The organism is Paractinoplanes polyasparticus (assembly GCF_019710575.1).
GTDB lineage: Bacteria > Actinomycetota > Actinomycetes > Mycobacteriales > Micromonosporaceae > Actinoplanes > Actinoplanes polyasparticus.
The window spans coordinates 279,152-305,313 of record NZ_JAHWFK010000008.1 but is presented as its reverse complement, the minus strand read 5'-3'; the positions used below and the strand labels follow the sequence as shown (position 1 = coordinate 305,313).

26 protein-coding genes are annotated in these 26,162 nt (G+C 71.2%); 14 read left to right on the top strand and 12 right to left on the bottom strand.

What is annotated here, in order from left to right; translation table 11 throughout:
- Positions 1–124: 124 nt before the first annotated feature.
- The 4 genes from KXC43_RS13110 to KXC43_RS13095 form a co-directional block, all read right to left on the bottom strand.
- On the bottom strand, positions 125–1,033 hold the full coding sequence (locus KXC43_RS13110; protein ID WP_221376314.1) for a threonine/serine dehydratase: 909 nt from the start codon (positions 1,031–1,033) through the stop codon (positions 125–127).
- Between the two features lie 69 nt (positions 1,034–1,102).
- Positions 1,103–2,161, bottom strand: coding sequence for a type I glyceraldehyde-3-phosphate dehydrogenase (locus KXC43_RS13105; RefSeq protein ID WP_221376283.1), 1,059 nt, complete (start codon positions 2,159–2,161; stop codon positions 1,103–1,105).
- 299 nt (positions 2,162–2,460) lie between these two features.
- Positions 2,461–2,889 carry a MarR family winged helix-turn-helix transcriptional regulator gene (locus KXC43_RS13100; RefSeq protein ID WP_221376282.1) on the bottom strand — a complete coding sequence of 143 codons (429 nt, stop codon included), beginning with the start codon at positions 2,887–2,889 and terminating at the stop codon, positions 2,461–2,463.
- Between the two features lie 16 nt (positions 2,890–2,905).
- A complete protein-coding gene (locus KXC43_RS13095) occupies positions 2,906–4,129 on the bottom strand; it encodes an MFS transporter (RefSeq protein ID WP_221376281.1) in 1,224 nt (407 codons plus the stop codon).
- 66 nt (positions 4,130–4,195) lie between these two features.
- Between KXC43_RS13095 and KXC43_RS13090 the strand changes: the two genes are divergently transcribed.
- The 3 genes from KXC43_RS13090 to KXC43_RS13080 are packed head-to-tail and all read left to right on the top strand — an operon-like array spanning position 4,196 to position 6,905.
- Positions 4,196–5,086: a LysR family transcriptional regulator gene (locus tag KXC43_RS13090; protein ID WP_308129065.1), complete on the top strand. Its 891-nt coding sequence runs from the start codon at positions 4,196–4,198 to the stop codon at positions 5,084–5,086.
- 45 nt (positions 5,087–5,131) lie between these two features.
- Complete coding sequence (locus KXC43_RS13085; RefSeq protein WP_308129064.1) at positions 5,132–6,265, top strand: ABC transporter permease; 1,134 nt, start codon at positions 5,132–5,134, stop codon at positions 6,263–6,265.
- A 37-nt stretch (positions 6,266–6,302) separates the two neighbouring features.
- Positions 6,303–6,905 (top strand): M15 family metallopeptidase, encoded by a 603-nt coding sequence (locus tag KXC43_RS13080; RefSeq protein WP_221376279.1) that lies wholly within the window; start codon positions 6,303–6,305, stop codon positions 6,903–6,905.
- 3 nt (positions 6,906–6,908) lie between these two features.
- Here KXC43_RS13080 and KXC43_RS13075 read toward each other — a convergent pair whose 3' ends face one another.
- Positions 6,909–7,706, bottom strand: a complete 798-nt coding sequence (locus KXC43_RS13075) for a class I SAM-dependent methyltransferase (RefSeq protein WP_221376278.1) — start codon at positions 7,704–7,706, stop codon at positions 6,909–6,911.
- Between the two features lie 112 nt (positions 7,707–7,818).
- Here KXC43_RS13075 and KXC43_RS13070 point away from each other — a divergent pair, with 112 nt between their 5' ends.
- Entirely contained in the window at positions 7,819–8,844 is a 1,026-nt protein-coding gene (locus KXC43_RS13070) for an aspartate-semialdehyde dehydrogenase (protein ID WP_221376277.1), read from the top strand.
- A 138-nt stretch (positions 8,845–8,982) separates the two neighbouring features.
- On the top strand, positions 8,983–9,186 hold the full coding sequence (locus KXC43_RS13065) for a hypothetical protein (RefSeq protein ID WP_221376276.1): 204 nt from the start codon (positions 8,983–8,985) through the stop codon (positions 9,184–9,186).
- Positions 9,187–9,389: 203 nt separating this feature from the next.
- On the opposite strand, the gene KXC43_RS13060 is transcribed toward KXC43_RS13065, so the two are convergent.
- Entirely contained in the window at positions 9,390–9,653 is a 264-nt protein-coding gene (locus KXC43_RS13060) for a hypothetical protein (protein ID WP_221376275.1), read from the bottom strand.
- Positions 9,654–9,696: 43 nt separating this feature from the next.
- Here KXC43_RS13060 and KXC43_RS13055 point away from each other — a divergent pair, with 43 nt between their 5' ends.
- Both KXC43_RS13055 and KXC43_RS13050 read left to right on the top strand, forming a co-directional pair.
- A complete protein-coding gene (locus tag KXC43_RS13055) occupies positions 9,697–11,031 on the top strand; it encodes a hypothetical protein (protein WP_221376274.1) in 1,335 nt (444 codons plus the stop codon).
- A gap of 87 nt (positions 11,032–11,118) precedes the next feature.
- Positions 11,119–12,537, top strand: a complete 1,419-nt coding sequence (locus tag KXC43_RS13050) for an RNB domain-containing ribonuclease (RefSeq protein ID WP_221376273.1) — start codon at positions 11,119–11,121, stop codon at positions 12,535–12,537.
- Positions 12,538–12,706: 169 nt separating this feature from the next.
- Here KXC43_RS13050 and panB read toward each other — a convergent pair whose 3' ends face one another.
- A complete protein-coding gene (gene panB / locus KXC43_RS13045; RefSeq protein ID WP_221376272.1) occupies positions 12,707–13,537 on the bottom strand; it encodes a 3-methyl-2-oxobutanoate hydroxymethyltransferase in 831 nt (276 codons plus the stop codon).
- A 214-nt stretch (positions 13,538–13,751) separates the two neighbouring features.
- Between panB and KXC43_RS13040 the strand changes: the two genes are divergently transcribed.
- From KXC43_RS13040 to KXC43_RS13030, 3 genes are all read left to right on the top strand, one after another.
- A complete protein-coding gene (locus KXC43_RS13040) occupies positions 13,752–15,104 on the top strand; it encodes a glutamine synthetase family protein (protein WP_221376271.1) in 1,353 nt (450 codons plus the stop codon).
- 96 nt (positions 15,105–15,200) lie between these two features.
- Complete coding sequence (locus KXC43_RS13035; protein WP_221376270.1) at positions 15,201–15,626, top strand: DUF350 domain-containing protein; 426 nt, start codon at positions 15,201–15,203, stop codon at positions 15,624–15,626.
- Between the two features lie 7 nt (positions 15,627–15,633).
- Entirely contained in the window at positions 15,634–16,089 is a 456-nt protein-coding gene (locus tag KXC43_RS13030; protein WP_221376269.1) for a GNAT family N-acetyltransferase, read from the top strand.
- Here the strand turns inward: KXC43_RS13030 and KXC43_RS13025 are convergent.
- Complete coding sequence (locus tag KXC43_RS13025; protein ID WP_221376268.1) at positions 15,971–16,924, bottom strand: EamA family transporter; 954 nt, start codon at positions 16,922–16,924, stop codon at positions 15,971–15,973. The genes KXC43_RS13030 and KXC43_RS13025 overlap by 119 nt on opposite strands.
- Before the next feature lie 127 nt (positions 16,925–17,051).
- On the opposite strand from KXC43_RS13025, the gene KXC43_RS13020 reads away from it, so the two are divergent.
- The 3 genes from KXC43_RS13020 to KXC43_RS13010 are packed head-to-tail and all read left to right on the top strand — an operon-like array spanning position 17,052 to position 21,077.
- Positions 17,052–17,837 carry a type 1 glutamine amidotransferase gene (locus tag KXC43_RS13020; protein WP_221376267.1) on the top strand — a complete coding sequence of 262 codons (786 nt, stop codon included), beginning with the start codon at positions 17,052–17,054 and terminating at the stop codon, positions 17,835–17,837.
- 2 nt (positions 17,838–17,839) lie between these two features.
- On the top strand, positions 17,840–20,851 hold the full coding sequence (locus KXC43_RS13015) for a bifunctional [glutamine synthetase] adenylyltransferase/[glutamine synthetase]-adenylyl-L-tyrosine phosphorylase (protein WP_221376266.1): 3,012 nt from the start codon (positions 17,840–17,842) through the stop codon (positions 20,849–20,851).
- 28 nt (positions 20,852–20,879) lie between these two features.
- The gene (locus tag KXC43_RS13010; RefSeq protein ID WP_221376265.1) at positions 20,880–21,077 is read left to right on the top strand and encodes a hypothetical protein; all 198 of its coding nucleotides are present in this window, start codon (positions 20,880–20,882) and stop codon (positions 21,075–21,077) included.
- 10 nt (positions 21,078–21,087) lie between these two features.
- Here the strand turns inward: KXC43_RS13010 and KXC43_RS13005 are convergent, their stop codons facing one another.
- Together KXC43_RS13005 and KXC43_RS13000 are read right to left on the bottom strand one after the other, a co-directional pair.
- On the bottom strand, positions 21,088–21,342 hold the full coding sequence (locus KXC43_RS13005) for a hypothetical protein (protein ID WP_255643944.1): 255 nt from the start codon (positions 21,340–21,342) through the stop codon (positions 21,088–21,090).
- A gap of 41 nt (positions 21,343–21,383) precedes the next feature.
- Positions 21,384–22,376, bottom strand: a complete 993-nt coding sequence (locus tag KXC43_RS13000) for a helix-turn-helix domain-containing protein (protein ID WP_221376264.1) — start codon at positions 22,374–22,376, stop codon at positions 21,384–21,386.
- Positions 22,377–23,079: 703 nt separating this feature from the next.
- On the opposite strand from KXC43_RS13000, the gene KXC43_RS12995 reads away from it, so the two are divergent.
- Positions 23,080–23,442: a hypothetical protein gene (locus KXC43_RS12995; RefSeq protein ID WP_221376263.1), complete on the top strand. Its 363-nt coding sequence runs from the start codon at positions 23,080–23,082 to the stop codon at positions 23,440–23,442.
- Here KXC43_RS12995 and KXC43_RS12990 read toward each other — a convergent pair.
- Complete coding sequence (locus tag KXC43_RS12990) at positions 23,420–24,460, bottom strand: Glu/Leu/Phe/Val dehydrogenase family protein (protein WP_221376262.1); 1,041 nt, start codon at positions 24,458–24,460, stop codon at positions 23,420–23,422. The two genes, KXC43_RS12995 and KXC43_RS12990, sit on opposite strands and share 23 nt — an antisense overlap.
- Before the next feature lie 118 nt (positions 24,461–24,578).
- Positions 24,579–26,153, bottom strand: coding sequence for a hypothetical protein (locus tag KXC43_RS12985; RefSeq protein ID WP_221376261.1), 1,575 nt, complete (start codon positions 26,151–26,153; stop codon positions 24,579–24,581).
- Positions 26,154–26,162: the final 9 nt, after the last annotated feature.

The window sequence follows — 26,162 nt, the reverse complement described above, 5'->3', positions numbered from 1 at the left end:
ATGCGAGGCCGGTCAGGGTCAATGCGAGGCCGGTCAGGGTCAATGCGAGGCCGGTCAGGGTCAATGCGAGGCCGGTCAGGGTCAATGCGAGGCCGGTCGGGGTTCATGCGAGGCCGGTCGGGGTTCATGCCAGGTCGGCCGGATTGGTGTTGGCGCCGCAGATCAGCACGACGACCCGTTCGCCCTCGGCCGGCCGGTAGGCGCCGGACGTCAGGGCCGCGTACGCCGCCGCGGTGCCGTGCTCGACGGCCAGGCGGTAGTCGTCCCACAGGCGGCGGCGGGCGTCCACGATGGCCTGGTCCTCGACGAGCACCGAGGGCGTCGAGGCGAAGACCGCCATGTCGTACGCGATCTCGCCCACCCGCCGGGCGCCGAGCGAGTCGGCCGCCACGCCCGAGACCGGGACGTCGACCGGACCGCCCGCCGCCAGGGCCGCGTGCAGGGCCTGCGACGTCACCGGCTCGACGGACACGACGCGTACACCGGGAAGGGCCGCGATCACCCCGGCGATCAGACCGCCGCCGCCGACCGCGACCAGCACGGTGTCGAAGCCGGATGGGATCTGGTCGAGCAGTTCCAGGCCCAGGGTCCCGTTGCCGGCGACCATGGACGGGTCGTCGTAGGCGTGACAGAAGAGAGCCCCGGACGATCGCGCGGCGACCACCGCGGCCGCGTAGGCCTCGGCGTACTCGTCGCCCACCTGGACGACCCGGGCGCCCAGCTTGCCCAGCTTGGCCACCTTCACCGCCGGGGCCGTCGTGGGGACGTAGATCTCGGCGGTGATGCCCAGCTCGCGGGCCGCGTAGGCCGCGGCCAGCCCGGCGTTGCCGCCCGAGGCGGCGACGATCCCCGCCGGGGGCACCGAGGGGGCGGCGAGGATCTGGTTGACCATGCCGCGGGTCTTGAACGAGCCGGCGTGCTGCGTCTGCTCGAGCTTGAACCAGAGGTTCTCGGCCGCGTAGATCACCGGCGTGCGGCGCACCCGGCCCTCGAGACGCTGCGCTGCCGCCCGTACGTCATCGGTCTTGATAATCATCGCTTCCGACTCTAGGGCACATCTGGTGGGCCACGCCTCGCTCCCACCTGATCCACCAGATGTGCCCTAGGCGATGCTCCAGCTCATGTGCCGCGACGTCACCGGGGTGCGTTCACCCACCAGGCGCGCGAGGTCGAGTAATCGGTTGGAGAAGCCCCATTCGTTGTCGAACCAGCCGCGCACCTTGACCCCGCCGTCGGCCGTGGTCTGGGTGCCGGACGGGTCGAACAGGCACGACGCCGGGTTGTTCTTGACGTCGATCGAGACCGTGGGGTCGGGGTCATAGGCCAGGACGCGCCGCAGCGGACCGGCAGCGGCCTCGGCCATGGCCCGGTTGACCTCCTCGACGCTGACCGGGCGACCGGTCGTGCCGGAGAGCTCGGCCAGTGAGCCGATCGGGGTGGGCACGCAGTAATAGCTGTAGCGCATCTCGCCGATCTCGGGCAGCACCACCCGCACCAGGTCACCGACCACATAGTTGTGCGGGATGATGCTCTCGCCGCTGGCGCGGCCCAGGCGCGGGTCCTCGCGGGAGGTGTCGACCACCGAGTCCTGCGCCTTCTGCCAGCCCTGGGTGGCCAGCACCACCGACGTGTTCACGCCTTGCAGGCCGAAGCGGTCGAGCAGCACCTTGGCCATCACGGTGAGGGCGTTCACGCCGCACGAGCCGGGGGAGACGACGTCGTGCTGCGCCGGGTCGTACGTGGTGTGGTTGGCCCCGAAGACCAGGAACGCGTCCGGCTCGTCGGCCGAGGCGCTGATCACCACCTTGCGGGCGCCGCCGTGGGTGATGTGGGTGCGGGCCAGCGTGCCGGCCCGGAAGCGGCCGGTGGCCTCGATGACGACGTCCACACCGGCGTCGGCCCACGGAATGCGTTCGGGCCGTTCATGATGGAACGCGCGGATGGCATGGTCGTTTACGACCAAATGATCGGCGCGGGCCGTGACGGTGCCGGGAAATGCGCCACGAATGCTGTCCCGGCGCAGCCCGTAGGCCATTTTCTCGGTCGAGGCAAGGTCGTTTACGGCGGCAATGGATATTCCCGGGTCGGCCGATGCGGCAACTATGCGCGCCAGGCTGCGGCCGATACGCCCGAATCCGTTGATGCCGATCGTGACACTCATGGAACGTTCTCCTGGGCCGGTTTTGACGGAGCTGTCGCGCGCCCGAGGTCTTCCGACACTCGGAGTCACAGGCTCGACACTAAGAGTCGTGCAACTTGCACGTCAACGCACGGAGGGTCACATCTGTCCATGATCGACGGACGTTCCCGGCATCCATGGCCGTCTTCGTGCCTTCCTAGCTGCTGATTCTTGCTCAAAGACAATCAAGGTTTCGTGCGCCTTCCGGACTGGCATTGCGTAAATCGGCCAGGGGATTCGTGTGAAACAATTCATCCGACGGGATCGGTTTCGCGAATCCATCAGTGGGCCGCCGCAATCACCCGTGTGAGTGCCGCGTGCAACGACTCCAGCTCGTCGATTGGCATACCCAATCGGGCGACGATCGCGGGCGGGATCTTTTCGGCCTCGGCCCGCAGTGTCCGGCCCCGGGCGGTGAGGGTGACGGCGAGGCTGCGCTCGTCGGCCGGGTCGCGCTGCCGGTCGACGTACCCGATGGTGTCGAGCCTCTTGAGCAGTGGCGAGAGGGTGCCCGGATCGAGCTGGAGCAGCCGGCTGAGATCGCGCACGGACAGCGGCGCGTGCTGCCAGAGAGCGAGCATCACCAGGTATTGCGGGTGGGTCAGGCCCATCGGCTCGAGCAGCGGGCGGTAGAGAGCCACCACGCTGCGCGAAGCCACCGACAGGGCGAAGCACACCTGGCGCTCCAGTTCGAGGGGGTCATCGGCCACCTCCCCAGGGTAGCGATTAGTTTGTGCCCCAACGATCCACGGTGAAGACGGTGCCGAGCAGGGTCAGCAGGAGCCCGGTGAACCACAGCATCGAGGTCGTCGCGGCCACGTGCTGGCCGGCCAGGCCCAGTCCGAGCACCGGGCCCACCAGGCCTAGGTAGGCGATCAGGAAGAGCCCGGCCAGGCTCTCGCCGCGCTGGTGGGCGGGGGCGCCGGCGGCGATCGTGCCGACCGCCGACTTGAACAGGATGCCCGCGCCCGCGCCGGCGACCGCGCCGCCGATCAGGAAGAGCGGGAGCGATGCCGTCTGCATGCCGGTCGCGAGCGTGACCAGGCCCGCAGCCTGCGCGGCGAGGCCGCTGACGAATCGGACGCGGGGGGCCAGCCGGCCGCTGACGGCCTGGCTGGCGGCGCCTGCGCCGAACACGACGAAGACGGTGACGCCGGCCAGCAGGCGGCTCGGGTGGTGCAGCGTGCCGGCCACGAAGCTGGGCGCGAGCGAGGTGAACAGCCCGAACACGGCGAACGCGGCGAAGGCGGAGGCGGTGGCGACCACCACGGTCCGGCGGTTTCCGGCGATCTTCACGCCCTGCGGCCGGTACTTCGGCCGGGTGGCCGGCGCGATTACCGTCTCGGGCGCGACGGCGACGGCGACGACGCTGAGGGCCAGCAGGATCAGAAAGACGACGTACGGCGTACGTAGGGGAGAGGCGACGAACTGGGCCAGGGCGCCGGCGACGAGGGTGCCCGCGCCGAGACCGCCCAGATTGGCGGCCGACGACACGACCTCGAAGCGGGTGCCGGTCGCCCCGGGACGGTGTGCCCGGTGCAGTTCGAGCAGGTACGCCGTGGCGGTGGCGGTGAGCAGCCCGACGCCCAGGCCGGTGAGGAGCCGGGCGGCGATCAGACCCGGCAGCGCCGTCCAGGTGAGGAACACCACGCCCGCGAGGATCTCGAGCCCGAGCGCGACCAGGAGCACCCGTCGCCGCCCGGTCCAGTCCGAGACGTGGCCGGCGAGCAGCAGGCTGATGATCACGCCGACCGCGTAGACCGCGAAGACGACCGTCACAGTGAACCCGGAGAAGCCGTCTACCCGCTGGTAGAGCGGGTAGAGCGGGGTCGGCACCGTCGAGAAGGCGAGGGCGACGAGATAGACGGCGGCGATCAGCCAGAACCCCCGGCCGTGCCGTGGCGAGTCGCTCGCGACCGGAGCGGGGCGGTGCTGGGTCAAGACGGTCATGCCATGAGCCTGCGTCGCCCGAGCATCAACACCAACGATGATCGATGCTGACTACAATCACGATTCGTGCTGGAACTGCGCCACTTCGAGTACTTCGTCGCCGTCGCCGAGGAACGCAACTTCACCCGGGCCGCGGCCCGCCTGCACGTCGTGCAGTCCGGCGTCTCCGCCGTGATCAAGGCGATGGAGCGCGAGCTCGGCGCCCGCCTGCTCGACCGCACCTCCAAGCGGGTCGAGCTGACCGACGCCGGCGAGGCGCTGCTGCCCCGCGCCCGGGCCGCGCTCGACGCCGTGCGCGACGCCCGGGACGCCGTCGACGAGGTGCGCGGCGGCCTACGCGGCACGGTCCGCATCGGCACGCTCATCTCCGTCGGCCTCATCGACGTGCCGGCCCTGCTCGGCGCGTTCCACCGCGAGCACCCGAACGTCGGGCTGCGTCTGCACGTCTCGCCGCGGGGCTCGGTCGGCCTGCTCGACTGGCTGGCCGACGGCACGCTCGACCTGACCTTCGTCTCGGCCCCGGGGCGGCCGCCGCCCGGCATCCGGGTGCGGCCGCTCGGCAGCCGCCGGCTCGAACTGGTGCTGCCCGCGGGTCACCGGCTGGCCGGCGCCGACGAGGTGCGCATGGCCGAACTGGGCGGCGAGCCGTTTGTCGACTTCCCCTCCGGCTACGGCAACCGGACGGTCGTCGACAAGGCGTTCACCGACGCCGGCGTGCAGCGCCACGTGGCGATCGAGGTCACCGACATCGCCACCGGCGCGAGCTTCGTCCGCGAGGGCCTCGGAGTGGCCATCCTGCCGCCGTTCGTGGTGCCCGACGACCGTACGGGCCTGGTCATCAAGAGCGTGGCCGACGCCGACCTGGAGTGGCCCCTGGGGGTGGCCTTCTCCGCTGTGCGCCGGCCCAGCGCCGCGGCCCGGGCCCTTCTCGCCCTCATCGACGAGAAGGCCGGTTAGACCGAAACGGTCCCATGAATGCTTTTCGTCCGTAAAGCTGCAAGAGTGACACAGCAACAACCAGCCGAGTCGGTGCTGCGGTTCCGGCGGTTCGCGCTGGCCGTGTGCGTGATCGGTGTACTCGTCCAGCTCGGCCTGACCGCCTATTACCTCGGCATGGGGCACAAGGCGCAGCCGCGCGACGTGCCGGTCGGGCTGGTGGCGCCGCCGGGCGGCCGCGCCGAGGTGGCGAGCCTGCTCACCGAGCGGGGCGTGTTCCGGGTCACCGACTACGCCACGGCCGACGACCTCGAGATCGCCATCAAACGCCGGGACGTGTACGGCGGTGTCGACATCACCGGCGCCCAGCCCCACCTCTACGTCGCCTCGGCCGCCGGCCCGTCCGCCGCGAACCTGCTGCGCACCACCTTCACCTCGGTCGTGCAGCAGCGGACCGCAGCGACCCTGGCCCAGCTGGCCCGCAGCGGCAACCGCATCTCCGTGGCCCGGGCCCAGGCCCTCAACGCGCCGCCGCCGATCACCGACGTCGTGCCGCTGCCCGACGACGACGTCAACGGCGTCTCGCTCGGCTTCCTCACGCAGGCCCTCGCGCTCGGCGGCACGGTCGCCTCGATGGGCCTCGGGCGCCTCATCCCGCGCACCCGCCGCTCCTGGCGCCGCGGCATCGCCCACGTCAGCACGCTGATGGTCTACGCCGTCGCCTCGGCCGCGGTGGTGCTGTGGTCGATGGGCTGGTTCGGGGTGGGTGTCACCGCCGACCGCGGCGAGATGCTCGCCATCTTCTCGCTCATCTCGCTGGCCATCACCGCGTCCACGGCCGGCGCGGTGGCGATCTTCGGCTCGCCCGGTGCGGTGGTCGGCGCGCTGTACTTCACGCTGGGCACGGTGATCTCCGGGGCCAGCATCCTGCCCGAGTTCCTGCCCGACTTCGGCCGGATCCTCGGCGTGAACCTGCCCACCGGGGCCGGGGTCCAGGCCGTACGCGACAACCTGTACTTCCCGGCGGCCGAGATCAGCCGGCACCTGATCGTGCTCGCCCTGTACGCCGGCATCGGCGCGCTGATCGTGCTGGTCACCAACATGCTGCCCAACCGCCGCAACCAGACCTCGGAGGTCGAGCTCGACCTGGCCCACCGCCTGGAGGGAGCCGAGCGTCGCGAGCCGGTGAATCTGCCGTAGCGCCTCAGGTTTCCGGGCGGGTGCCGAACAGGAGTCCGTGGGGATCGAGAGAATGGGCTCGCGGATCGCGGACATTCAGAGCCGCATGATCGCGCTGCAGACGCAACAGGCCGGCCGGAACATCCAGCAGCAGGGGGTGAAACCGGCATCGGGCGCGGAGGGCGGCACCTTCGCCAACGCGCTGGAGGACGCCGTCGCGCAGACCTCCACGTCGAACAAGTCATACTCGCTGAACAGCAAGGGCATCCCGACCGACCTGGCCGGCTACGGCAACGGGCGGATCCCGGCGAGCGCGCTGGAACAGGTCGGCAACACCCGGCACAAGCTGTGGGCGCCGGCCGCCCAGTCGCTCAACCAGATGATCGGCGACGCCAAGAAGGACGGCGTGCACATCGGCATCACCGACTCCTACCGCCCGTACGCGGAGCAGGTCGATCTCGTACGGCGGAAGGGTCTGTACTCCCAGGGCGGGCTGGCGGCCAAGCCCGGCACCAGCGAGCACGGCTGGGGCATGGCTACCGACCTCGACCTCAACTCCAAGGCGCTCGCCTGGATGAAGCAGAACGGCGAGAAGTACGGCTTCGAGATGAACGTGCCCCGGGAGAACTGGCACTGGGCCTACAAGCCCAAATCCCTCTAGGCGCTAGGCGCGGGCGATCAGCTCGCCGTGCAGCAGTGACATCCAGCCGTCGGGGTCGGCGGCCCAGCGCTGCCAGGCGGCCGAGATGCGGGTCAGGTCGGCCCGGGTCGCCGCGCCGGTGCGCTCGGCTGTGGCCGCCATCTCCGACTTCAGGATCCGGTCGGCCCACATGCCGCCCCACCACTCGCGGTCGGCCGGGGTGGCGAAGCACCACGTGCTGGACGTCGCCGTCACGTCGGTCAGCCCGGCCGCGTGGGCCCAGGCCAGCAGGCGCCGCCCGGCGTCCGGCTCGCCGCCGTTGCCCCGCGCCACCCGCTGATAGAGGCCGAGCCACTCGTCGAGCTCGGGCAGCTGCGGATACCAGGTGAAGGCCGCGTAGTCGCTGTCGCGCACCGCGATGAGGCCGCCCGGCCGGGCGACGCGGCGCATCTCGCGCAGGGCGGCCACCGGGTCGCCCACATGCTGCAGCACCTGGTGGGCGTGCACGACGTCGAACGTGTCGTCGGCGAAGTTCAGCCGGTGCACGTCGCCGACCGCGAAGTCGACGTTGGTCAGCCCGCGCCGGGTGATCTCGGCCCGGGCCAGGTTCAGCGCGTCCTCCGTCACCTCCAGGGCGGTGACCCTCGCCGGGGTGACGAGGCTCGCGAAGTCGCCGGTGATCGTGCCGGGACCGCAGCCGATGTCGAGCACCGTCACGCCGGAGGAAAGGTGCGGCAGAAGGTACTCCGCCGAATTCTCTGCGGTGCGCCACCGGTGCGAGCGCAAGACCGATTCATGATGACCATGGGTGTACGTCGCCATGCCACTGACCGTATGCCCGCTGTCCCTTCATGTGGGACACATCTCCCACTGTGTGAAACTCGACGAGCAAACCGATTTCTCCGTACGCAGATCAAGCCGTACTTTTGTCGCCATGAGGATCGGCATTGTGGGCGCGACGGGACAGGTGGGCGGCGTCATGCGGCGCATCCTGGCCGAGCGTGCCTTCCCCGTTGAGCAGCTTCGTCTTTTCGCCTCCGCCCGCAGCGCGGGCCGCACCCTTGCCTGGGGTGACGGCGAGGTGACCGTGGAGGACGCGTCGACCGCCGACTACAGCGGTCTCGACATCGTCCTGTTCTCGGCGGGCAAGGGCAGCTCCAAAGAGCTCGCGCCCCGCGTGGCCGCGGCCGGCGCCGTCGTCGTCGACAACTCGTCGGCCTGGCGCATGGACCCGGAGGTGCCGCTGGTCGTCAGCGAGGTCAACCCCGATGCCGCGCGCAACCGGCCCAAGGGCATCATCGCCAACCCCAACTGCACCACCATGGCCGCCATGCCGGTGCTGCGCCCGCTGCACGACGAGGCCGGGCTGGTCGCGATGGTGGCCACGACCTACCAGGCCGTCGGTGGCGCCGGGCTGGCCGGCGTCAGCGAGCTCGACGAGCAGATCAAGAAGGTGGCCGACCGCGCCACCGAGCTGACCTTCGACGGGTCCGCCGTCGAGTTCCCGGCCCCGCGCTCGTTCGCCAAGCCGATCGCGTTCAACGTGCTGCCGCTGGCCGGCTCGATCGTCGACGACGGCCGCAACGAGACCGACGAGGAACAGAAGCTCCGCAACGAGAGCCGCAAAATCCTCGATCTTCCGTCGCTGCTCGTCTCGGGCACCTGTGTGCGTGTCCCGGTCTTCACCGGCCACTCGCTCCAGATCAACGCCCGCTTCGCCCGTCCGATCACCCCGGCCCGGGCCCGCGAGCTGCTCGCGAGCGCGCCCGGTGTCGAGCTGTCCGAGGTGCCGACGCCGCTCGAGGCGGCCGGCCGCGATCCGTCCTACGTGGGCCGCATCCGCGCCGACGAGACGGTCGACAACGGCCTCGCGCTGTTCATCTCGAACGACAATCTGCGCAAGGGCGCGGCGCTCAATGCCGTCCAGATCGCCGAATTGGTCGCCGCCGAGCTCCGGTAGCAGCCCGTAATACAGAACCGCCCCGGCCGTACGGCCGGGGCGGTTTTTGTGCTCTTCCCCTCATCATCCAATGTGGAAATCTAGGACTTTTTGCCCGAATCGGTGGCGGATGGTCGGTTTGAGGTGCAGAGTGATTGCATGAGCGACAGTGGGTCCGGCGGCGGCTGGTTCTGGTGCCTCCGCCACCATCGGGTCGAGCACGGCGACGACGTTTGTCCTGCTCAATATCGACTCGGCCCCTACGCCACGGCCGACGAAGCTTCGCATGCCCTCGAGACGGTCGAGAAGCGCAACGCGGACTGGGACGCCGAGGATGCCCGCTGGAACGGGGAGGTCAGCTGACCGAGGCGCCAGCTGAATCAGCCGCCTCCAGCTTCGCTATCGATCGTTCTCTTACTGAACGTCGCAGTCTCCGTGCGGAGACGAGCCCGCAGCCATTCGCGCAGTCATTCGCAAGGAGGAAACACCCAGATGGCCGCTGCCAAAAAGGCCCCCCGTTCTGCCACTACGGCGGACAAAAGCCGTATTTCGCGTACGGGGGCAAGTCAGTCCACGAAGTCTTCCGCGTCCGCCGCCGCCCGTAAGCCGGCCGCCGCGGCCACAGCCCGTAAGCCGGCCGCCGCGTCCGCCGCCACCCGGAAGCCGGCCACTGCGGCTCGGCCCGCCGCGGCTCGATCGGCAGCAGCCAAGGCGACCACGAAGCGGCCCGTGACCCCGCGGCGCACCGTTGCGGCGGCCGAGCCGGGCCCGGCCACCACGACGGCGACCATCGCCGCGCCCAAGAAGACGACGGCCAGGACTGCGGTCAAGAAGGCTGCGCCGAAGAAGACGGCGGCAACCAAGGCTGGTGCGATGACGACTGCGAGCAAGAAGACCGCGGCCGCGAAGAAGGCGGCGACGGGGGCCGGCAGTGCCGCTTCGCGCAACGCCACGGCGTCGGCCAACAAGTCGGCTGCCGCCGCGTCGAAGGCGGCAACCGCGGCCGGTAGTGCTGCCGCGCGTAGCGCCACGGCGTCGGCGAACAAGTCGGCGGCTGCTACGTCGAAGGCGGCGACCGCGGCGGGTAGTGCTGCTGCACGTAGTGCCACGGCGTCGGCGAACAAGTCGGCGGCCACCACGGCCAAGGCCGGCTACCACCGCAGCTCCACCGCGTCGGCCAACAAGGCGGCGGCGACCAGCGCCAAGTCGGGCGCCAACCGGGTCGCCGCGTCGGCCGACCGCAGTTCGGCGGCGTCGGCCAACCGGGCCGCGGCCGCCGCGGCCAAGGGTGCCAAGGCGACCGCGACGGCGCGGAAGGCGGCGGCCGGCGCGGCCAAGCCAGCTACGAAGAAGGCCGCCCCGGCCAAGAAGGCATCGCCGGCGAAGGCTGCCGCCACCAAGGCGACGGCGGCCAAGAAGGTGGCCACCACTGCGGCTAAGGCGGCCGGTACTGCGGTGAAGAAGGCCGCTGCTACTGCGGCCAAGAAGACCGGTACTGCGGCCAAGAAGGCCACCGCCACTGCGGGCGGTAAGACCGCTGCCACGAAGGCGACGACAGCCCGGAAGACCGCGGCGACGAAGGCTCCGGCGACCAAGGTGGCCGCGAAGAAGGCGCCCGCCACGAAGGCCGCCGCGAAGAAGGCCCCGGCCACGAAGGCCGCCGACAAGCGCGCGTCGACGACCAAGGCAGCCGCCGCCAAGAAGGCGCCGGCCACCAGGACGGCCGCGAAGCAGGCGCCCGCGAGCAAGACGACGACGGCCCGCAAGGCAACGCCGCCCCGCTCGCTCGGGCGCACGGCGATCGAGGGCACGGCGGCCTCCCGGCCCGCGACCGGCTCACGCTCGGCGAGCGGTTCCCGGCCGGCGAGCGGTTCCCGGCCGGCGAGTGGCTCTCGCTCGGCGGTGGCCAAGGTGGCCGGGCTGAGCCCGGTGGCGGCCCGCGGCGGCAACAAGCCCGCCGCAACGCCGACGGCCAAGCGCAGCACCGCCAACGAGGCCGGGGCGACCCGCGGCCGGGCGGCGCGGACGGCGAACGCTCCGCGGGCCGGAGCCACCGCCAAGACTTCGGCCACCAACGCGTCGCGGGTCAAGCGGGCCACCACGGCCGCCGCCGCCCGTGAGGCCGCGCTGGGCAACACCCCGGCCGCGGACATGATGGACGCCGCCCCGGCCAAGCCCCGCAAGACGACCACCCGCCGCGGCCGCTAACACCACCGCACGACGGAGGGCCGCGCCACACCGGCGCGGCCCTTCTGCATTCCTGCCACCCGCGTCGGTAACTGGTAGGAATGAGCCGTGCCGATCAGACGAGTGTGGGCGCCGCATATCGACTTCGCTGCGCTGCGGGTTGAGCTGGGGCTCCCGACGGAGTTCCCGCCCGAGGCGCTCGGTGAGGCCGAAGCCGCGGCCGCCGGGCCGATGCCGCCGGTGGCCGACCGCACCGACGTGCCGTTCGTGACGATCGACCCGGCCACCTCCAAGGACCTCGACCAGGCCATGCACCTGAGCCGGCGGCCGGGTGGCGGTTACCGGGTGCTCTACGCAATCGCCGACGTCGCCTCCTACGTGAGCCCGGGGGGCGCGCTCGAGGCCGAGACCTGGGTCCGCGGCCAGACGATCTATCTGCCCGACGGCCGCATCCCGCTGCACCCGGCGGTGCTGAGCGAGGACGCGGTCAGCCTGTTTCCCGACGTCGAGCGGGCCGCCGTGGTGTGGACGATCGAGCTCGACGCCGACGGCGCGACGACCTCGGTGGCGCTCGAACGGGCGCGGGTCCGCAGCCGGGCCAAGCTCAGCTACGAAGGCGTGCAGCAGCAGGTGGACGCGGGCGCGCCGCCCGAGCCGCTGGCGCTGCTGCCGGAGCTCGGCACGCTGCTCGCGGCCCGTGCCACGGAGCGCGGGGCGGTGAACCTGCCGCTGCCCGAGCAGGAGGTCGAGGAGCACGAGGGCGGATGGCGTCTGGTGCTGCGGGCGCCGCTCCCGATCGAGGAGCACAACGCCCAGATCTCACTGCTCACCGGCATGGCCGCGGCCGACCTGATGCTGCGGGGCGGCGTGGGGCTGCTGCGCACGATGCCGGCGCCGAAGCCGGAGGCGGTGGCCAAGCTCCAGGTCGCCGCGAAGTCGCTGGGCGTGCTGTGGCCGGCGGGCGCGCCGGTCGGCACGGTGGTCGCCGCTGTCGACCCGGCCAGCCCGCGCGGGGCCGCATTCCTGGATCAGGCGGCCGATCTGTTGCGGGGCGCGGCGTACACCCCGTTCGACGGGACGCCGCCCGAGCAGACCGGGCACGGCGGGGTGGGCGCGCCGTACGCGCACGTCACGGCCCCGCTGCGGCGGCTGGCCGACCGTTACGCGACCGAGGTGTGCCTGGCCGTCGCGGCCGGCGACCCGATCCCGGAGTGGGCCCGGGCGGCGCTGCCGCGGCTGCCCAAGGCGATGTCCGAGTCGGACCGGCTGGCCGGCGCGGCCAACCGCGGCGCGATCGACCTGGCCGAGGCGGTGCTGCTGCACGGCCGCGTCGGTGAGCTGTTCGACGCGGGCGTGCTCGACCTCGACGAGCCCTCGAAGAACCGCCCGCCCGGCGGCACGGTCGCGATCGACGATCCCGCCGTGCGGGCGCGTTGCCTGGGTGCGCTGCCGTTGGGCGCGCGCATCCAGGCGCGTCTGATCGAGGCCGACCCGACCACCCGCAAGGTGCGATTCGAACTGGCCTGACATCAGTCGGGCGGCCCGGCGCGCCGGGGTTCGAGCGTCACCACTCACGCACGTCGCCGTGGTGGGGTGAGCGTTCAGGGCGCGCCAGCGCCCTGCTCGCCCCGCCACGGCCCTCGACGGGAGTGACGGTCTGTACCCACCACCCCGCTACGACATCTGCCTCTGAGACTTAAAACGTGTGCTCGGAGGCCGGGAACTCGCCGCCTCGAACTTCAGCTGCAAATTGCTGAGTAGCCGAAGCAAGCGTCCCTGCCAGGTCGGCGTACTGCTTCACGAAGCGCGGCATGCGACCGGTGCGCAGGCCCGCCATGTCCTGCCAGACCAGCACCTGGGCGTCGGTGTCGGGACCGGCGCCGATGCCCACCGTGGGGATCGGCAGCTCCTTGGTGATGGTCTTCGCGACCTCGCCCGGCACCATCTCGAGCACCACGGCGAACGCGCCCGCCCCGGCCACCGCGCGGGCGTCGGCCAGCACCTCGGCGCCGTCCTGCTCGCGGCCCTGCACGCGGTAACCGCCCAGCGTGTGCTCGCTCTGCGGGGTGAAGCCGACGTGGCCCATGACCGGGATGCCGGCGCCGGTCAGCGCCTCGATCTGGGCGGCCACGCGGCGCCCGCCCTCGAGCTTGACGGCGTGGGCGCCGCTCTCCTTCATGAACCGGACGGCCGTGCGCAGGGCCTGGGTCGGGCCCTCCTCGTAGCTGCCGAACGGCAGGTCGGCCACGATCAGCGCTGTCGTGGTGGCCCGGACGACCGCGCGGACCAGCGGCAACAGCTCGTCGACGGTGATCGGCAGGGTGGTCTCGTGGCCGAACACGTTGTTGGCCGCCGAGTCGCCGACCAGCAGCACGGGCACGCCGTTCTGATCGAAGATCGAGGCGGTGTACTGGTCGTAGGAGGTCAGCATCGGCCATCGGTCGCCGCGGCTCTTGGCGGCGATGAGGTCGCGTGTGCGTACCCGTCGGGTGGGCGGGCCACCGTACAGGGTCGGGATCTCCGACATCGTGCTTCTCCTTCCCTCGAGGCCGCGGAATTGCAGTCCCCGGGTATGGAGAAATCGTCGCACCCGGGACAGGGCGGCAGTCAGGGTTGAGTGGAGGTTGTCACAACGGGATTATCGCTACCCGGGGCGTCGGACCGGGGCCGGGCCAGCGTAATCTCGGCGTAATCGAGTCGGGCGAGACTGGCTCGTCAGGGCATGACTACGAGGGGTGAACGTGGACCGACAGCAGGAGTTCGTGCTCCGGACTCTCGAGGAGCGCGACATCCGTTTTGTCCGGCTCTGGTTCACCGATGTGCTCGGCACGCTCAAGAGCGTGTCGGTGGCCCCGGCCGAGCTCGAGTCCGCCTTCGAAGAGGGCATCGGCATCGACGGCTCCGCGATCGAGGGCTTCGCCCGGGTCTTCGAGTCCGACATGGTGGCCATGCCCGACCCGACCACCTTCCAGGTGTTCCCGTTCGAGGGCGGTGCCAGCGGCGAGAGCGCCCGCATGTTCTGCGACATCCTGCTGCCCGACGGCAGCGCCGCCTGGGCCGACCCGCGGCACGTGCTGCGCCGCGCGCTGGCCAAGGCGGCCGAGAAGGGCTTCACCTTCTACACCCACCCCGAGGTCGAGTTCTTCCTGGTGCAGGACGGTCCGCTCGACGGCTCGCTGCCCATCCCGGTCGACAACGGCGGCTACTTCGACCACACCACCCACTCGATCGCCCGCGACTTCCGCCGGCAGGCGGTGCTCGCGCTCGAGCGGATCGGCATCTCGGTCGAGTTCAGCCACCACGAGGTCGCTCCCGGCCAGCAGGAGATCGACCTGCGCTACGCCGACGCGCTGACCACGGCCGACAACATCATGACCTTCCGTCACGTGGTCAAAGAGGTGGCGCTGTCCCAGGGGGTGCGGGCCACCTTCATGCCGAAGCCCTACACCGACCAGCCCGGCAGCGGCATGCACACCCACCTGTCGCTCATGGAAGGCGAGCGCAACGCCTTCTACGACGCCGACGACCCGCAGAAGCTGTCCAAGACCGCGCGCTCGTTCATCGCCGGTCTGCTGGTGCACGCCCGCGAATACACCGCCGTCACCAACCAGTACGTCAACTCGTACAAGCGCCTGTTCCCGCTGCAGCTGCCGAACGTGGTCACCGAGTCCCCGGCCTTCGTGAGCTGGGGCCACCTCAACCGGTCGGCTCTGGTCCGCGTGCCGGCGTTCGGCAAGCCGAGCTCGGCCCGCGTCGAGGTCCGCTCGATCGACTCGGCCACCAACCCCTACCTGGCCTTCGCGGTCATGCTCGGGGCCGGCCTCAAGGGCATCGAGGAGGGCTACGAGCTGCCCCCCGGCGCCGAGGACGACGTGTGGTCGCTGTCGCCCGCCGAGCGCAAGGCCGCCGGCTACGAGGCATTGCCCGAGAACCTGTCCGAGGCGATCGACGTGATGAGCAAGTCGGAGCTGGTGGCCGAGGTTCTCGGCGAGCACGTCTTCGACTTCTTCCTGCGTAACAAAACGGCCGAATGGGAGCAGTACCGGCGCGAGGTGACGCCGTACGAGCGGCAGCGTTACCTGGGCGCGCTGTAAATCCAGGTTCGCCTGCGGTTTTCGGCTGCAGGGATGCGCAGACATAGCTACTGTCTTGTACGGTCTCTCCTGACGTCGCGTGACAAGGGAGAGGCCGTGCTGGAAGATCTGCTAGAGGGCGCCGGGCGCAGCATCGTGTTCGGGCTGGTGGGCATCGGACTGATGGCCGTCGGTTACCTGCTCATCGACGTGCTCACGCCGGGCAAGCTGCGCGACCTGATCTTCGTGGAGCGCAACCCCAACGCCTCGCTCCTGCTGGCGGCCAACCAGCTGGGCATCGCGGCCATCGTCTTCACCGCGATCTTCACGACCTACGACTCGTTCGGCCAGGGCCTGGCCTCCACGGTCATCTTCGGCCTGCTCGGCATCGGGATCATGGGTCTGGCGTTCATGGTGCTCGACTGGATGACCCCGGGCAAGCTGGGCGAGGTCATCTGCACCCCCGAGCGTCACGGTGGAGCCCTGGTCAGCGCGGCCTCGCACTTCGGCGCCGCCTTGATCGTGTGCGCCGCCATCTCCTGACGGCGCGATGGCACCCGACCCGACGATCGAGCTGGTTCCGGTTACCGCCGAGAATTGGCGCGACTGCGCCGAACTGTCTGTGCACGGCGAGCAGCAGCGGTTCGTGAGCGCCGTCAGCTACTACCTCTGCCTGTGCAACTACGGCGACACCTGGAATCCGCTGGCTGTCACGAAGGACGGCGAGGTGGTCGGGTTCGTCATGTGGGGGATCGACGACGACCGCAGCGCCTGGATCGGCGGGCTCGTCGTGGACGGGCGGCGCCAGCGGCAGGGGATCGGGCACGCGATCGTCCGGCAGCTTCGGGAGCGGCTGATCGCCGAGCCGGGCACGCCGAACGTCGCGCTCAGCTATGCCGCCGACAACGCGGCCGCCCGGCATCTGTATCGGACGCTGGGGTTTCACGAGACGGGCGAGACCGAGGGTACGGAGCTGGTGGCCCGCTGGAGCCCGGCACGAGGGTGACGCCGGCGCCGGCCAGCGTCACCAGGGCGAGCGCGATGACCTCGGGCGGGCCCAGGCGCTGGTTCAGCACGATCAGGCCGGCCAGCGCCGCTGCGGCAGGGTTGAGGCTGGCCAGGATGCCGAAGACCCGGGTGGGCAGCCTGCGCAGGGCGGCCAGCTCCAGGACGTACGGGAAGATGGTCTGCAACAGCGCCACCGCCCCGGCGCCCACCAGCAGAGCGGGTCGCTCGACGACCGCACTCGCGCCGGTCGCGCCGAACGGCAGGGCCACGGCAGCCGCGACGGTCAGCGAGACCGGCAGCCCGCCCGCGCCCGGCACCAGACCGCCCAGCCGCGCCGTCAGCAGGATGTAGCCGGCTCCGCACACCCCCGCCAGCGCGGCCAGCAGCAGCCCGCCGAGCGGCACCGAAGCCCCCGGCTGCCACCACAGCAGTGCCACCCCGCCGCCGGCGAGCAGCGCCCACAACAGGTCGAGCAGCCGGCGCGTCTGCACCAGCGAGACCGTGAGCGGCCCCAGGAACGACACCGTGACCACCACGCCCAGCGGGACCGTCCGCAGCGCCAGCGCGGACAGCAGGTTCAGACCGGCGACCGCGACCCCGAGCAGCGCCGCCGCCCGCCAGGCCGCCCGCGTCCAGCTTCGCAGGCGCGGCCGGGTCACCACGGCCAGCACCACCGCCGAGATCGCCACGCGCAGCAGCACCACACCGGTGGCGCCGAGATCGTCGAACAGGGTGCGCCCGACCGCCTGCCCGAACTGGATCGAGACAACCGACACCAGCACCAGCAGCGGCGCCGCGGACATGTCGTACCCCCGGTCTAGGTTTCCGGCCATGGACGCTATCGAGCCGGTCAACGGGATCAAACTCTTCGTCCGCCGTCTCGGTGACCCCGCGCTGCGACAAATCCGGTCGCCTGGCTCGCCTCCGTGCGTGAGTTCCTGAGGGACTAGCCTCGTGACTGTGGCGACTGCACTTGTCATCGAGAACGATCCGACCGACGACCTGCGCCGGCTGGGCGATTGGCTGACCGAGGCGGGGCTCGAGCTCACCGTCCTGCGGCCGCACGCCGGTGACGAGCTTCCCGAGACGCTCGACGATCATCTGGCGCTCGTCGTCCTGGGCGGCGACCAGAGCGCGTATTCGGACGCCGAGGGAATGCCCGGGGCGCCCTGGTTCCCGGCGCTCGAGGGGCTGCTGCGCAAGGCGGTCCGCCATCGGGTGCCGACGCTCGGCGTCTGCCTCGGCGGTCAGCTGCTGGCCACGGCGCACGGTGGCCTGGTCGAGCGCAGCACCAGCGGGCCCGAGATCGGCCCCGGCCTGGTCGGCAAGCGCGACGCCGCCGACAAGGACCCGCTCTTCAAGTGGGTGCCGCTGCTGCCCGACGTGATCCAGTGGCACCGCGACGAGATCACCGAGCTGCCGCTCACCGCGGTGCTGCTCGCCGCCTCGAGCCGCTTCCCGAATCAGGCCTTCCGCATCGGCGACCGGGCCTGGGGCATCCAGTTCCACATCGAGTGCGACGCCGCGATGATCGAGCAGTGGGCCGCCGGCGACCGGGCCGCCCTCGACGAGCTGGGTTACGACCCCGAGGCGGTCGTCTACGCGACGGCCGAGCAGCTGCCCGACGTCGAAGAGGTGTGGCAGCCGTTCGCCGCCCGGTTCGCCTCGCTGGCTCTGGGCACCCTGCCCGACGCCGACATACCCGACGCCGGCACCGGCCGCACCCTGCCGCTGCTGGGGAACTGACCGTGACCCGGCCCAGCCGGCTGGCCCGGTACGGCTTCGCCGACAACGGCGTTCGCGCGTCCGACCTGCTCGGCGCGACCGGTCTGCGGCTGTGGGACGCCGAGACGCAGGCGCCCAGCGACGCCGACGCCGCCGAGCTGCTCAGTTCGCTGTCCCGCGCGGCCGACCCCAACCTCGCCCTGCGCCAGCTGCACCGGCTGGTCGAGGCGGCCGGGCGGGCGGCCGCCCGCGGCAACGGCGGCCGGGTCACCGGCCCGGGCGGCGAGATCAGCACCAACGAGGCCACCGACGAGCTGATCGGCGCCCTGGCCCTCGACGCGGGCCTGCGCCGCCGCCTGATCGCCGTGCTGGGCGCCTCGTCCGCGCTCGGCGACCACCTGGTGGCCAACCCCGACGACTGGCGGGTGCTCGCCACCGGCAAGACCGGCCTGCCGCCCAACGCCGAGGGCCATCTCGAGGTCGAGGGCGACGAACCCAGCGTGCCCGCGCTGCGCCGGGCCTACCGCATCGCCCTGCTGCGCATCGCCGCCGCCGACCTCACCGGCGGGCGCGGGCTCGAGCCGACCATGGCCGCGCTGTCGCGCCTGGCCGACGAGACGCTCGCCACCGCGTACGCCATCGCCCTGGCCGGTCTGACTGCGGGCGCCGCCGAGCCGAGCCTGGCTGTGGTCGCGATGGGCAAGTGCGGCGGCAACGAGCTCAACTACGTCTCCGACGTCGACGTCATCTTCGTCGCCGACAACGACGACGACCTGAGCGCCGGCACCGTCGTCGCCGCCCGGATCATCGAGATCTGCGGCATGGTGGCGTGGCCGGTCGACGCCGCGCTGCGTCCCGAGGGCAGCCGGGGCCCGCTGGTCCGCACGCTGGCCAGCCACCAGGCGTACTACCGCCGCTGGGCCCGCACGTGGGAGTTCCAGGCCTTACTCAAGGCCCGTCCGGCCGCCGGCGATCTGGCGCTGGGCCGGCGCTGGATCGACGATCTGGCCCCCCTGGTGTGGCACGCGGCCGAGCGGCCCGAGGCGGTCGCCGACGTCCGCGACATGCGCCGCAAGATCATCGACAACGTGCCCCCGGGCCTGGTCGACCGCGAGATCAAGCGGGGTCCGGGCGGGCTGCGCGACATCGAGTTCGCGGTCCAGTTGCTCCAGCTCGTGCACGGCCGGATCGACGAGACTCTGCGTGCCCCGGGCACCATCCCGGCGCTGCGCGCGCTGGTCACGGGCGGCTATGTGGGCCGCGACGACGGCGAGACCCTGCTGCGCGGCTACCGCTTCCTGCGCAGCGTCGAGCACCGCCTGCAACTGCAACAGCTCCGGCGTACGCACACCGTGCCCGACGACCCGGACGGCCTCCGCTGGCTGGCCGCCTCGATGGGCTACACGGCCATGCCCGGCAGCGACGCCGTCGAGGCGTTCCGCTCCGACTGGGTGGGTCACGCCGCCCAGGTGCGCCGCCTGCACGTCAAGCTGCTCTACCGGCCGCTGCTCGAGGCGGTGGCCCGGGTGCCGGCCGAGGCGCTGCGCATGACCACCGAGTCGGCCGGCCGCCGCCTCGAGATCCTCGGCTTCGCCGACCCGGCCGGCGCCCTGCGCCACCTGCAGGCGCTCACCGGCGGCGTCACCCGCACGTCGGCGATTCAGCGCACCCTGCTGCCGATGCTGCTGCAGGAGTTCGCCGACGCCCCCGAGCCCGACCGCGGCCTGCTCAACTACCGCCACGTCTCCGACAAGCTGGGCAGCACCCCGTGGTATCTGCGCCTGCTGCGCGACGGCGGCCCGGTGGCCCGCCGGCTGGCCCGGGTGATCAGCCTTTCCCGGTACGCGACCGACCTGCTCACCCGCGACCCCGAGGCGCTGCGGCTGCTCGCCGACGACACCGAGCTGCTGCCCCGCTCCCGCGAGTCGCTGCTCGACGGGTTCGTGGCCGCCGCCGACCGCTACGCCGACGACCCGGTGAAGGCGATCGCCGCCGTTCGTGCCCGGCGCCGGCGCGAGCTGTTCCGTCTGGCCTGCGCCGACATCCTCAGCCGGGCCGGCGAGCTGGCTCCGGCCCATCCGCTCGATGTCAACGCGATCGGCATCGCTCTCTCCGACGTCACCGACGCCACGCTCAACGCGGCCCTCCGCGTGGCGCGCCGCGCCCATCCCGGCCCCGAGGGCCTGCGTTTCGCCATCATCGGCATGGGACGCCTCGGCGGCTACGAGATGAGTTACCCCTCCGACGCCGACGTCCTGTTCGTCTACGAGCCGCCGGCCGGCATCCCCGAGAACGAGTCGAGCGCCGCCGCTCGGGTCATCGCCGAAGAGCTGCGCCGCGCCCTGAACGCCCCCGCCCCCGATCCCGAGCTGGGCATCGACGCCGACCTGCGCCCCGAGGGCAGGCAGGGTCCGCTGGTCCGCAGCCTGGCCGCCTACCAGCAGTACTACGCCCGGTGGTCGCGCGTCTGGGAGGCGCAGGCCCTGCTCCGGGCCCGCTTCGTCTGCGGCGACGCCGAGCTGGGCGGCCGTTTCGAAGAGCTGGCCGACAGGATCCGCTACCCCGAGGGCGGCCTGACCCGCGAACAGGTCGTCGAGATCCGCCGCATCAAGGCGCGCGTCGAGGTCGAGCGGATGCCGCGCAACGCCGACCCGCAGACCCACACCAAGCTGGGCCGGGGCGGCTTGTCCGACGTGGAATGGGCCGTCCAGCTGCTGCAACTGCGGCACGCGTACGCGGTGCCCGAGCTCCGCCGCACCCGCACCCTCGAAGCGCTGGACGCAGCCGTCCAAGCCGAGCTGCTCGACCCGGCGGACGCGGCCGCGATGACCGTCGGGTGGACGCTGGCGGCCCAGGTGCGCAACGCGTTGACGCTGGTGCGTGGCCGCCCCAACGACCAGCTGCCGCGTCACGGCGTCGAGCTCGCCGGCACCGTTCAGCTGCTGGGTGGCGGCGACCCGGGCGAGTTCGTCGACCGCTATCTGCGCCTGACCCGGCGTTCCCGCGCTGCCATGGAAAGGGTGCTCGAGTCTTAAGTCGCGCCCGGGTGGGTATTACACCTTCATGCTGTTCAACATGGTGAAGCGCTTCGCAATCATGGCCGTTGCCGTTCCGCTCGCGGCGGCGGGCGCCCGCAAACTCAGCGAGAGGCTGGAAGCCAAGCGTGGCCCCAGCCGCGGCACCCGCGCGCTCCGGCAGGGCGCCGACTTCCTCGGCGGCCTGCGCGGCCAGCAGAAGAAGAAGCGCCGTTTCGCCTGGTGACGACGCTGTCTCAGGCTTGCTTACGAATCTGGTCGGCGGCGGCGAGCAGAACCTCGACGGGAATCTCGACGAGGCGCTCGCCGTCGGGCACCTCGACACCGGCGTTGTCGTCGTTCACCACGTAGCCCTGCACGACAACTGTCGCGCGGTTCGTCCCGTAGACGGTCGGGCACGAACCGCCGCTGCAGTCGGGAGTCAGGGCGTGGAGGCGCAGGTCGGCGGTGGCCGTCTTTGCGGTGGTGACGGCGTCCTCATGGGTCGTCATGACACCCAAGGTACGGACGGGAGTGCCGTAACTACAATGGGTCAGGCTGCGGCGCCGGGCAGCATCTGGACGTATCGAGCTTCGTATTTGTCCAGGATGGGCTCGATATCGGTCGTCGCGACAGCTTCGAAGGCGTCGAACACGTGCCGATGCTGGCGGACGGCACGCCGCCCGGCCCGGGAGACCAGGCTGCTGTTGATGAGGTCGGCCATGACGTGCCGATCGCCCATGAGCTCGAAGCCATTGGCCGGCGGCACGGGCCACCGCTGGGTCAGGGTGACTATGCGAATCGCGACATTGGGCCTTTTTGCGATTTCACGCAGGCGCTTGATCTGACCCAGCATGTCGAGCGGTCCGCAGACCAGGTTGCAGAGAACCGTCTCGGCCATGACGAAGTGAAATTCCCGATCCGGCTCGTAGAGGGCCTGGCTTCGGGCCATGCGCGCGGCGACAGCCTCTTGTACAGCCAGGTCGGAGCCGGCGGCCTTGCCGTCGCCGACCTCGAAGCGGAACGCCTCGAGGATGGCGCGCGCGTACTCGCTGGTTTGCAGCAGACCGGGCACCACCGCGGGCTGGAACACTCGTACCTCGCGCACCGGCGCTTCGAGCGACTTCACGAAGTTCTGCCGGTTCGGCAGATTCGGCTCCACTGCCTGCCACTCGACGAACTGCTCATCCGACTGCTCGGCCAGGGCGGCCAGACGTTCGACCTCGTCCGCCGGCAGTTCGAGTCCCCGGGCGATGAGCCGGACGTCCTGCGGATCGGGGGTGGAAGCTCCGGTCTCGAGCCGGGAAATTTTGGCCTGGCTCATGCCGACCTTGTCGCCGAGGACCTGTCCGGAGATCTTTTTGCGTCGGCGCCAGCGTGCCAGCGCGGCGCCGACACTCTCGCCGGCGCTACGGGATGAGTTGGGCGAGTCGGTCATTCCGTGCTCGCCCCCCTCCTCAATATGTCTTGCTCGTCGCCCGGGCGGCCGCGGCGATGAGGATCTCTCGGGGAATCTCGACAATCTGTTCGCCGGCAGGCAGGTCAAGACCCGCGTCTTCGGCCGTGACGATGTATCCCTGCACTAGAACAGAGTCGGTGTCCGTGCCGTAGACGGTCGGGCACGTGCCTGAGCTGCACTCAGAGGCATACATATCGAGGCGCCACTTTGCGCCCGGTTTCGGTGAGTTTGTCACGTGCGCGAACTATACAGCACGGGTCAAGATTCTATGCGCGATTCCCGAATAGAGCCATGCAACCACACCTCGGAGGGAACGGAAACCCCGGTGGTCACATCGTGAACAGTCTGAAGAGCTAATTCACGTCGGCGCATCAGTCTTGCGGTTTCCTGCATAACGCTGCATATTCAAGTGCAGAGGGTCACGCCGGGACAACCACACGCTGTCGGTTCGACTTCGCTCTGTGGTTGTCTCGTCGGAGACGTCGAAGTCAGGGCCCTTGGTAGTGCATATGCGGCCTGAACCGGAGGTCGATCACATGCCCTTGTCTCCGCCAGCCTCACCAGCGAGTAGCGACCGGGAAGCGACACGCTTAACCCGGCCGATCGTGTATCTCACGCTCGCTGCGCTCTCCGTCCTGATTGCTCAGCCGTCGCGGCGACGGCAGTTGTCAGGACCCCCTGTCCTGGTGGCCGCAGCCGCGGTCAGCGCCCACCGAGTGGTCGCCTCCTCCGAGCCGCCCGGTCCCGCACCGGGCGGATCCACCCTCGTCCGACGGACAGGAGACTCCCGATGGCTACTTCCGTGCTGGTCGGTGTCGTCGCGCTGATCGTGGTGATGATCGCCCTCAGTGAGATCCTCGCGGCTGTCATTCCTCTCGTCATCGTGCTGACCTGCGTGCCCCCGGGGGAGCGGGACGGGCTCGCCCGCGTGCTGGCGGTGCTCGACTCGTCGCGGCGGCTGCGGGTGTGGTCGGCGCTGCGGCTCGCGGTGGCGCTGCGCCGGCAGGAGATCGAACAGGCCCGTGCCGCCGCTGACCCCTGCCGGAACCCGTACGCGCACCTCAACGCGCACTTCGCCGACCTGCCGGGGGATGCGCCGCTCAACCCGCCGTACGACCGGGTGGAGCCGGTCAGCCCGCCTGCCCGCGACTGACAAGACGCCGACGGGCCTCGGCCGTGGCGGCGGCGCTGGGGGTGATGCCGTCGCGCTGCGCGGACGCGAACACTTCGGTGAGCGTGTCCGCGATGGCGTCCAGGCGGGCCGTGACCTGCTGGGGCGATTCGTGGTGCAGCTCGACGGCGGTGGCGCTGATGACGCCGCCGGCGCTGACCACGTAGTCCGGGGCCCAGAGGATGCCCCGGTCGTGCAGCAGGTCAGCGGTGGCGGGGGTGTCGAGCTGGTTGTTCGCTGGGCCGGCCACAGCGGCACAGCGCAGCGCGGCCACGCTCGTGGGGGTCAGCAGTCCGCCCAGGGCGGCCGGCACCAGGACGTCGACGGCCGCGGTCTGGGCTTCTTCCGGCGTTGCCCAGGTGGCGCCCAGCTCGTCGGCCAGGGACCGCTTGGCCGGGTCGACGTCGGCGACGACGAGCTTCGCGCCGGACTCGGCGAGCAGCCGGGCCACCCGTCCGCCGACCCGGCCCAGGCCGACGACCGCGAAGGAGCGTCCGGCCGGGTCGGCTGAACCGAATCGGGCGCGGCACACCGCCCGCAGAGCCGCGACCGTGCCGGCGGCGGTGCCCGGGGACGAGTCACCGCTGCCGCCCGCGCCGGCCGGGCGGCAGAAGACATGGTTCGTACGGTGGCCGATCGTGACCATGTCGTCCGGGCCGGTGCCGACGTCGGGGCCGGTCGCGTAGTGGCCGCCCAGCTCCTCGATCACCGAGCCCGCGTCGTGCAGGGCGGCCACCCGTAGGCCGGGATCCGGTGTGGCGCCGGTGGGAAGGGCGATCACGGTCTTCCCGCCGCCGTTGGGCAGCCCGGCCAGGGCGCACTTGTCGGTCATGGCGGCCGAGAGCCGCAGGGCATCGGCCAGACCGTCCTGCCATTGCGGGTACGCCTTCAGGCGGCAGCCGCCGAGGGCCGTCCCCAGCGCCGTCGAGTGCACGGCCACGATGATCGGCAGCTCCGACTCCGGGCCGCGCCGGATGATGATCCGTTCATGCGAGAACATGGGGTCCAAGTTAGGCATCCACCCGCCCGCGGAAGCGTCGTGCCGAACGAAATTCGGTGCGACACCCGAAGGTGGTCGCCCGGCCGACGTTGATTCGGCGATCGCGCGGGAACGAGGATCAACTGCTGATCGTGTAGCGGCCCTGGTCGGTGACCTTGACGGTGAGCCAGTCGCCCTGGCGTTCCAGGGTGGCGTCGTTGTCGATGGTGAGCCAGCGGTTCCAGCGGATGCGTACGGGGACGGTGCCGGGAGTGGCGTCGAAGGTCACGGAGGCCGCGTCCTGGCGGACCAGGCGGGCCGGCGCGGCGACGAGGGGCCGGGGGTCGGCTACCGCGTAGAGACGCCAGTCGGCGTTGCTCCACAGTTCGGTCAGATAGGGCAGGCCGGCCTTGATCAGCTCTGCCTCGGGGCGGCCCGACCAGGTCAGTTCGGCGTCGGGGACGGCTACGAACTGGACGGCCAGCTCGTCGAGCCAGGCGCGGTAGGTGTCGGCGGTCAGAGGCACGCCGGTGCCGCGGGCGCCGGGGAGGTCGGTGAAGAAGAGCGGGTTGCGGTCGATGTCGGCCTGCCGCAGCCAGCCGCGGGCCAGGGGGACGTCGCCCATGTGGGCGGCTTCCCAGTAGTCGCGGGTGGCGGGGATCTCCACCCGGCCGGTCAGGTTTTCCTGGGCCAGGCGGTCGAGCAGGGGGCGGAAGTAGGCGGCGTCGGCGGTCGGGTTGCCGATGTCGCGCACGTCGCCGGTGACGACGGGGGGCTGCCACCAGCAGGCCACGGCCAGCAGGATCACGACCGCCCATCCGGGTAGCGGCCGGACGGCACCCGTCCGCGGCGAGGTGCGGGAGAGGACGGGGAGAGTGGCGTAGGCGGCCAGCAGGGGAAGGGTGAACATCACGGCCAGGCGGGTGGCGTTCAGGCCCACCGGGGTGTGGATCAAAGCTGCGGCCAGGACTCCGGCCGAGGAGAGCAGGGCGCCGATCCGTACCGGGCGGCGGGGGACCAGGGCGGCCACGACCAGGCCGGCGATCACTGCGCGCACGGTGTCGGTGCGGCTGATGTTCATCCAGCCGCCGTCGCCGAAGAGCAGGGCCGTCAGGGCCAGGGGGACGGCGGCGGGAATGGCCAGCAGCAGGCCCGAGCGCAGCCGGCCGGACAGGATCAACGCGACACCGGCCAGGCCCAGGAACAACGCGACGACCGGGCTGGTGGCTCCAGCCAGCAGGGTGAGCAGGGCGGCGAGCCAGCCGTCAAGAATGGAGGCACGCGGCCGGCGGGTGGTCAGGGCGACCAGCGCGCCGAGGGCCAGGCACACCCCGAGGCCGTACGTCACCCGGCCGCTCACCAGGTTGCCGGCCAGGCACGCGGTGCCGACCAGGGCGCCGAGCAGGGGACGCGGGGCGTCGGTGCGGCGCAGCAGGACGGCGAGGAGCACGGCTGCGAACGGCAGGCACAGGGCGCCGGTCAGGCGTACGCCCAGCAGCGCCATCACTGGCTGTGAGATCAGGCTGTAGCCGAGCTGGTCCACACCGGCGTACCAGCGCAGGTCGACGGGGGTGTAGCCGTGCGCGGCGAAGAAGTCGGCCCGGGCCACCTGGGCTGCCAGGTCGGAGCCCATGGCCGGAAGCAGCAGATAGGTGGCGCCGAGCACCGCCGCGAGCACGGCGGTGAACACTTCCAGCCGGTGCCGGGCCCACACGCGACCAAA

Bases quoted from the DNA above. Each gene is read 5' to 3' on its own strand.
- KXC43_RS13055 (WP_221376274.1), top strand. From the start codon at position 9,697: ATGACGACTGCGAGCAAGAAGACCGCGGCCGCGAAGAAGGCGGCGACG.
- KXC43_RS13105 (WP_221376283.1), bottom strand. From the start codon at position 2,161: ATGAGTGTCACGATCGGCATCAACGGATTCGGGCGTATCGGCCGCAGC.
- KXC43_RS13030 (WP_221376269.1), top strand. From the start codon at position 15,634: ATGGCACCCGACCCGACGATCGAGCTGGTTCCGGTTACCGCCGAGAAT.
- KXC43_RS13010 (WP_221376265.1), top strand. From the start codon at position 20,880: ATGCTGTTCAACATGGTGAAGCGCTTCGCAATCATGGCCGTTGCCGTT.
- KXC43_RS13005 (WP_255643944.1), bottom strand. From the start codon at position 21,342: ATGACGACCCATGAGGACGCCGTCACCACCGCAAAGACGGCCACCGCC.
- KXC43_RS12995 (WP_221376263.1), top strand. From the start codon at position 23,080: ATGGCTACTTCCGTGCTGGTCGGTGTCGTCGCGCTGATCGTGGTGATG.
- KXC43_RS13095 (WP_221376281.1), bottom strand. From the start codon at position 4,129: ATGACCGTCTTGACCCAGCACCGCCCCGCTCCGGTCGCGAGCGACTCG.
- KXC43_RS12990 (WP_221376262.1), bottom strand. From the start codon at position 24,460: ATGTTCTCGCATGAACGGATCATCATCCGGCGCGGCCCGGAGTCGGAG.
- KXC43_RS13065 (WP_221376276.1), top strand. From the start codon at position 8,983: ATGAGCGACAGTGGGTCCGGCGGCGGCTGGTTCTGGTGCCTCCGCCAC.
- KXC43_RS13075 (WP_221376278.1), bottom strand. From the start codon at position 7,706: ATGGCGACGTACACCCATGGTCATCATGAATCGGTCTTGCGCTCGCAC.
- KXC43_RS13070 (WP_221376277.1), top strand. From the start codon at position 7,819: ATGAGGATCGGCATTGTGGGCGCGACGGGACAGGTGGGCGGCGTCATG.
- KXC43_RS13025 (WP_221376268.1), bottom strand. From the start codon at position 16,924: ATGGCCGGAAACCTAGACCGGGGGTACGACATGTCCGCGGCGCCGCTG.
- panB (WP_221376272.1), bottom strand. From the start codon at position 13,537: ATGTCGGAGATCCCGACCCTGTACGGTGGCCCGCCCACCCGACGGGTA.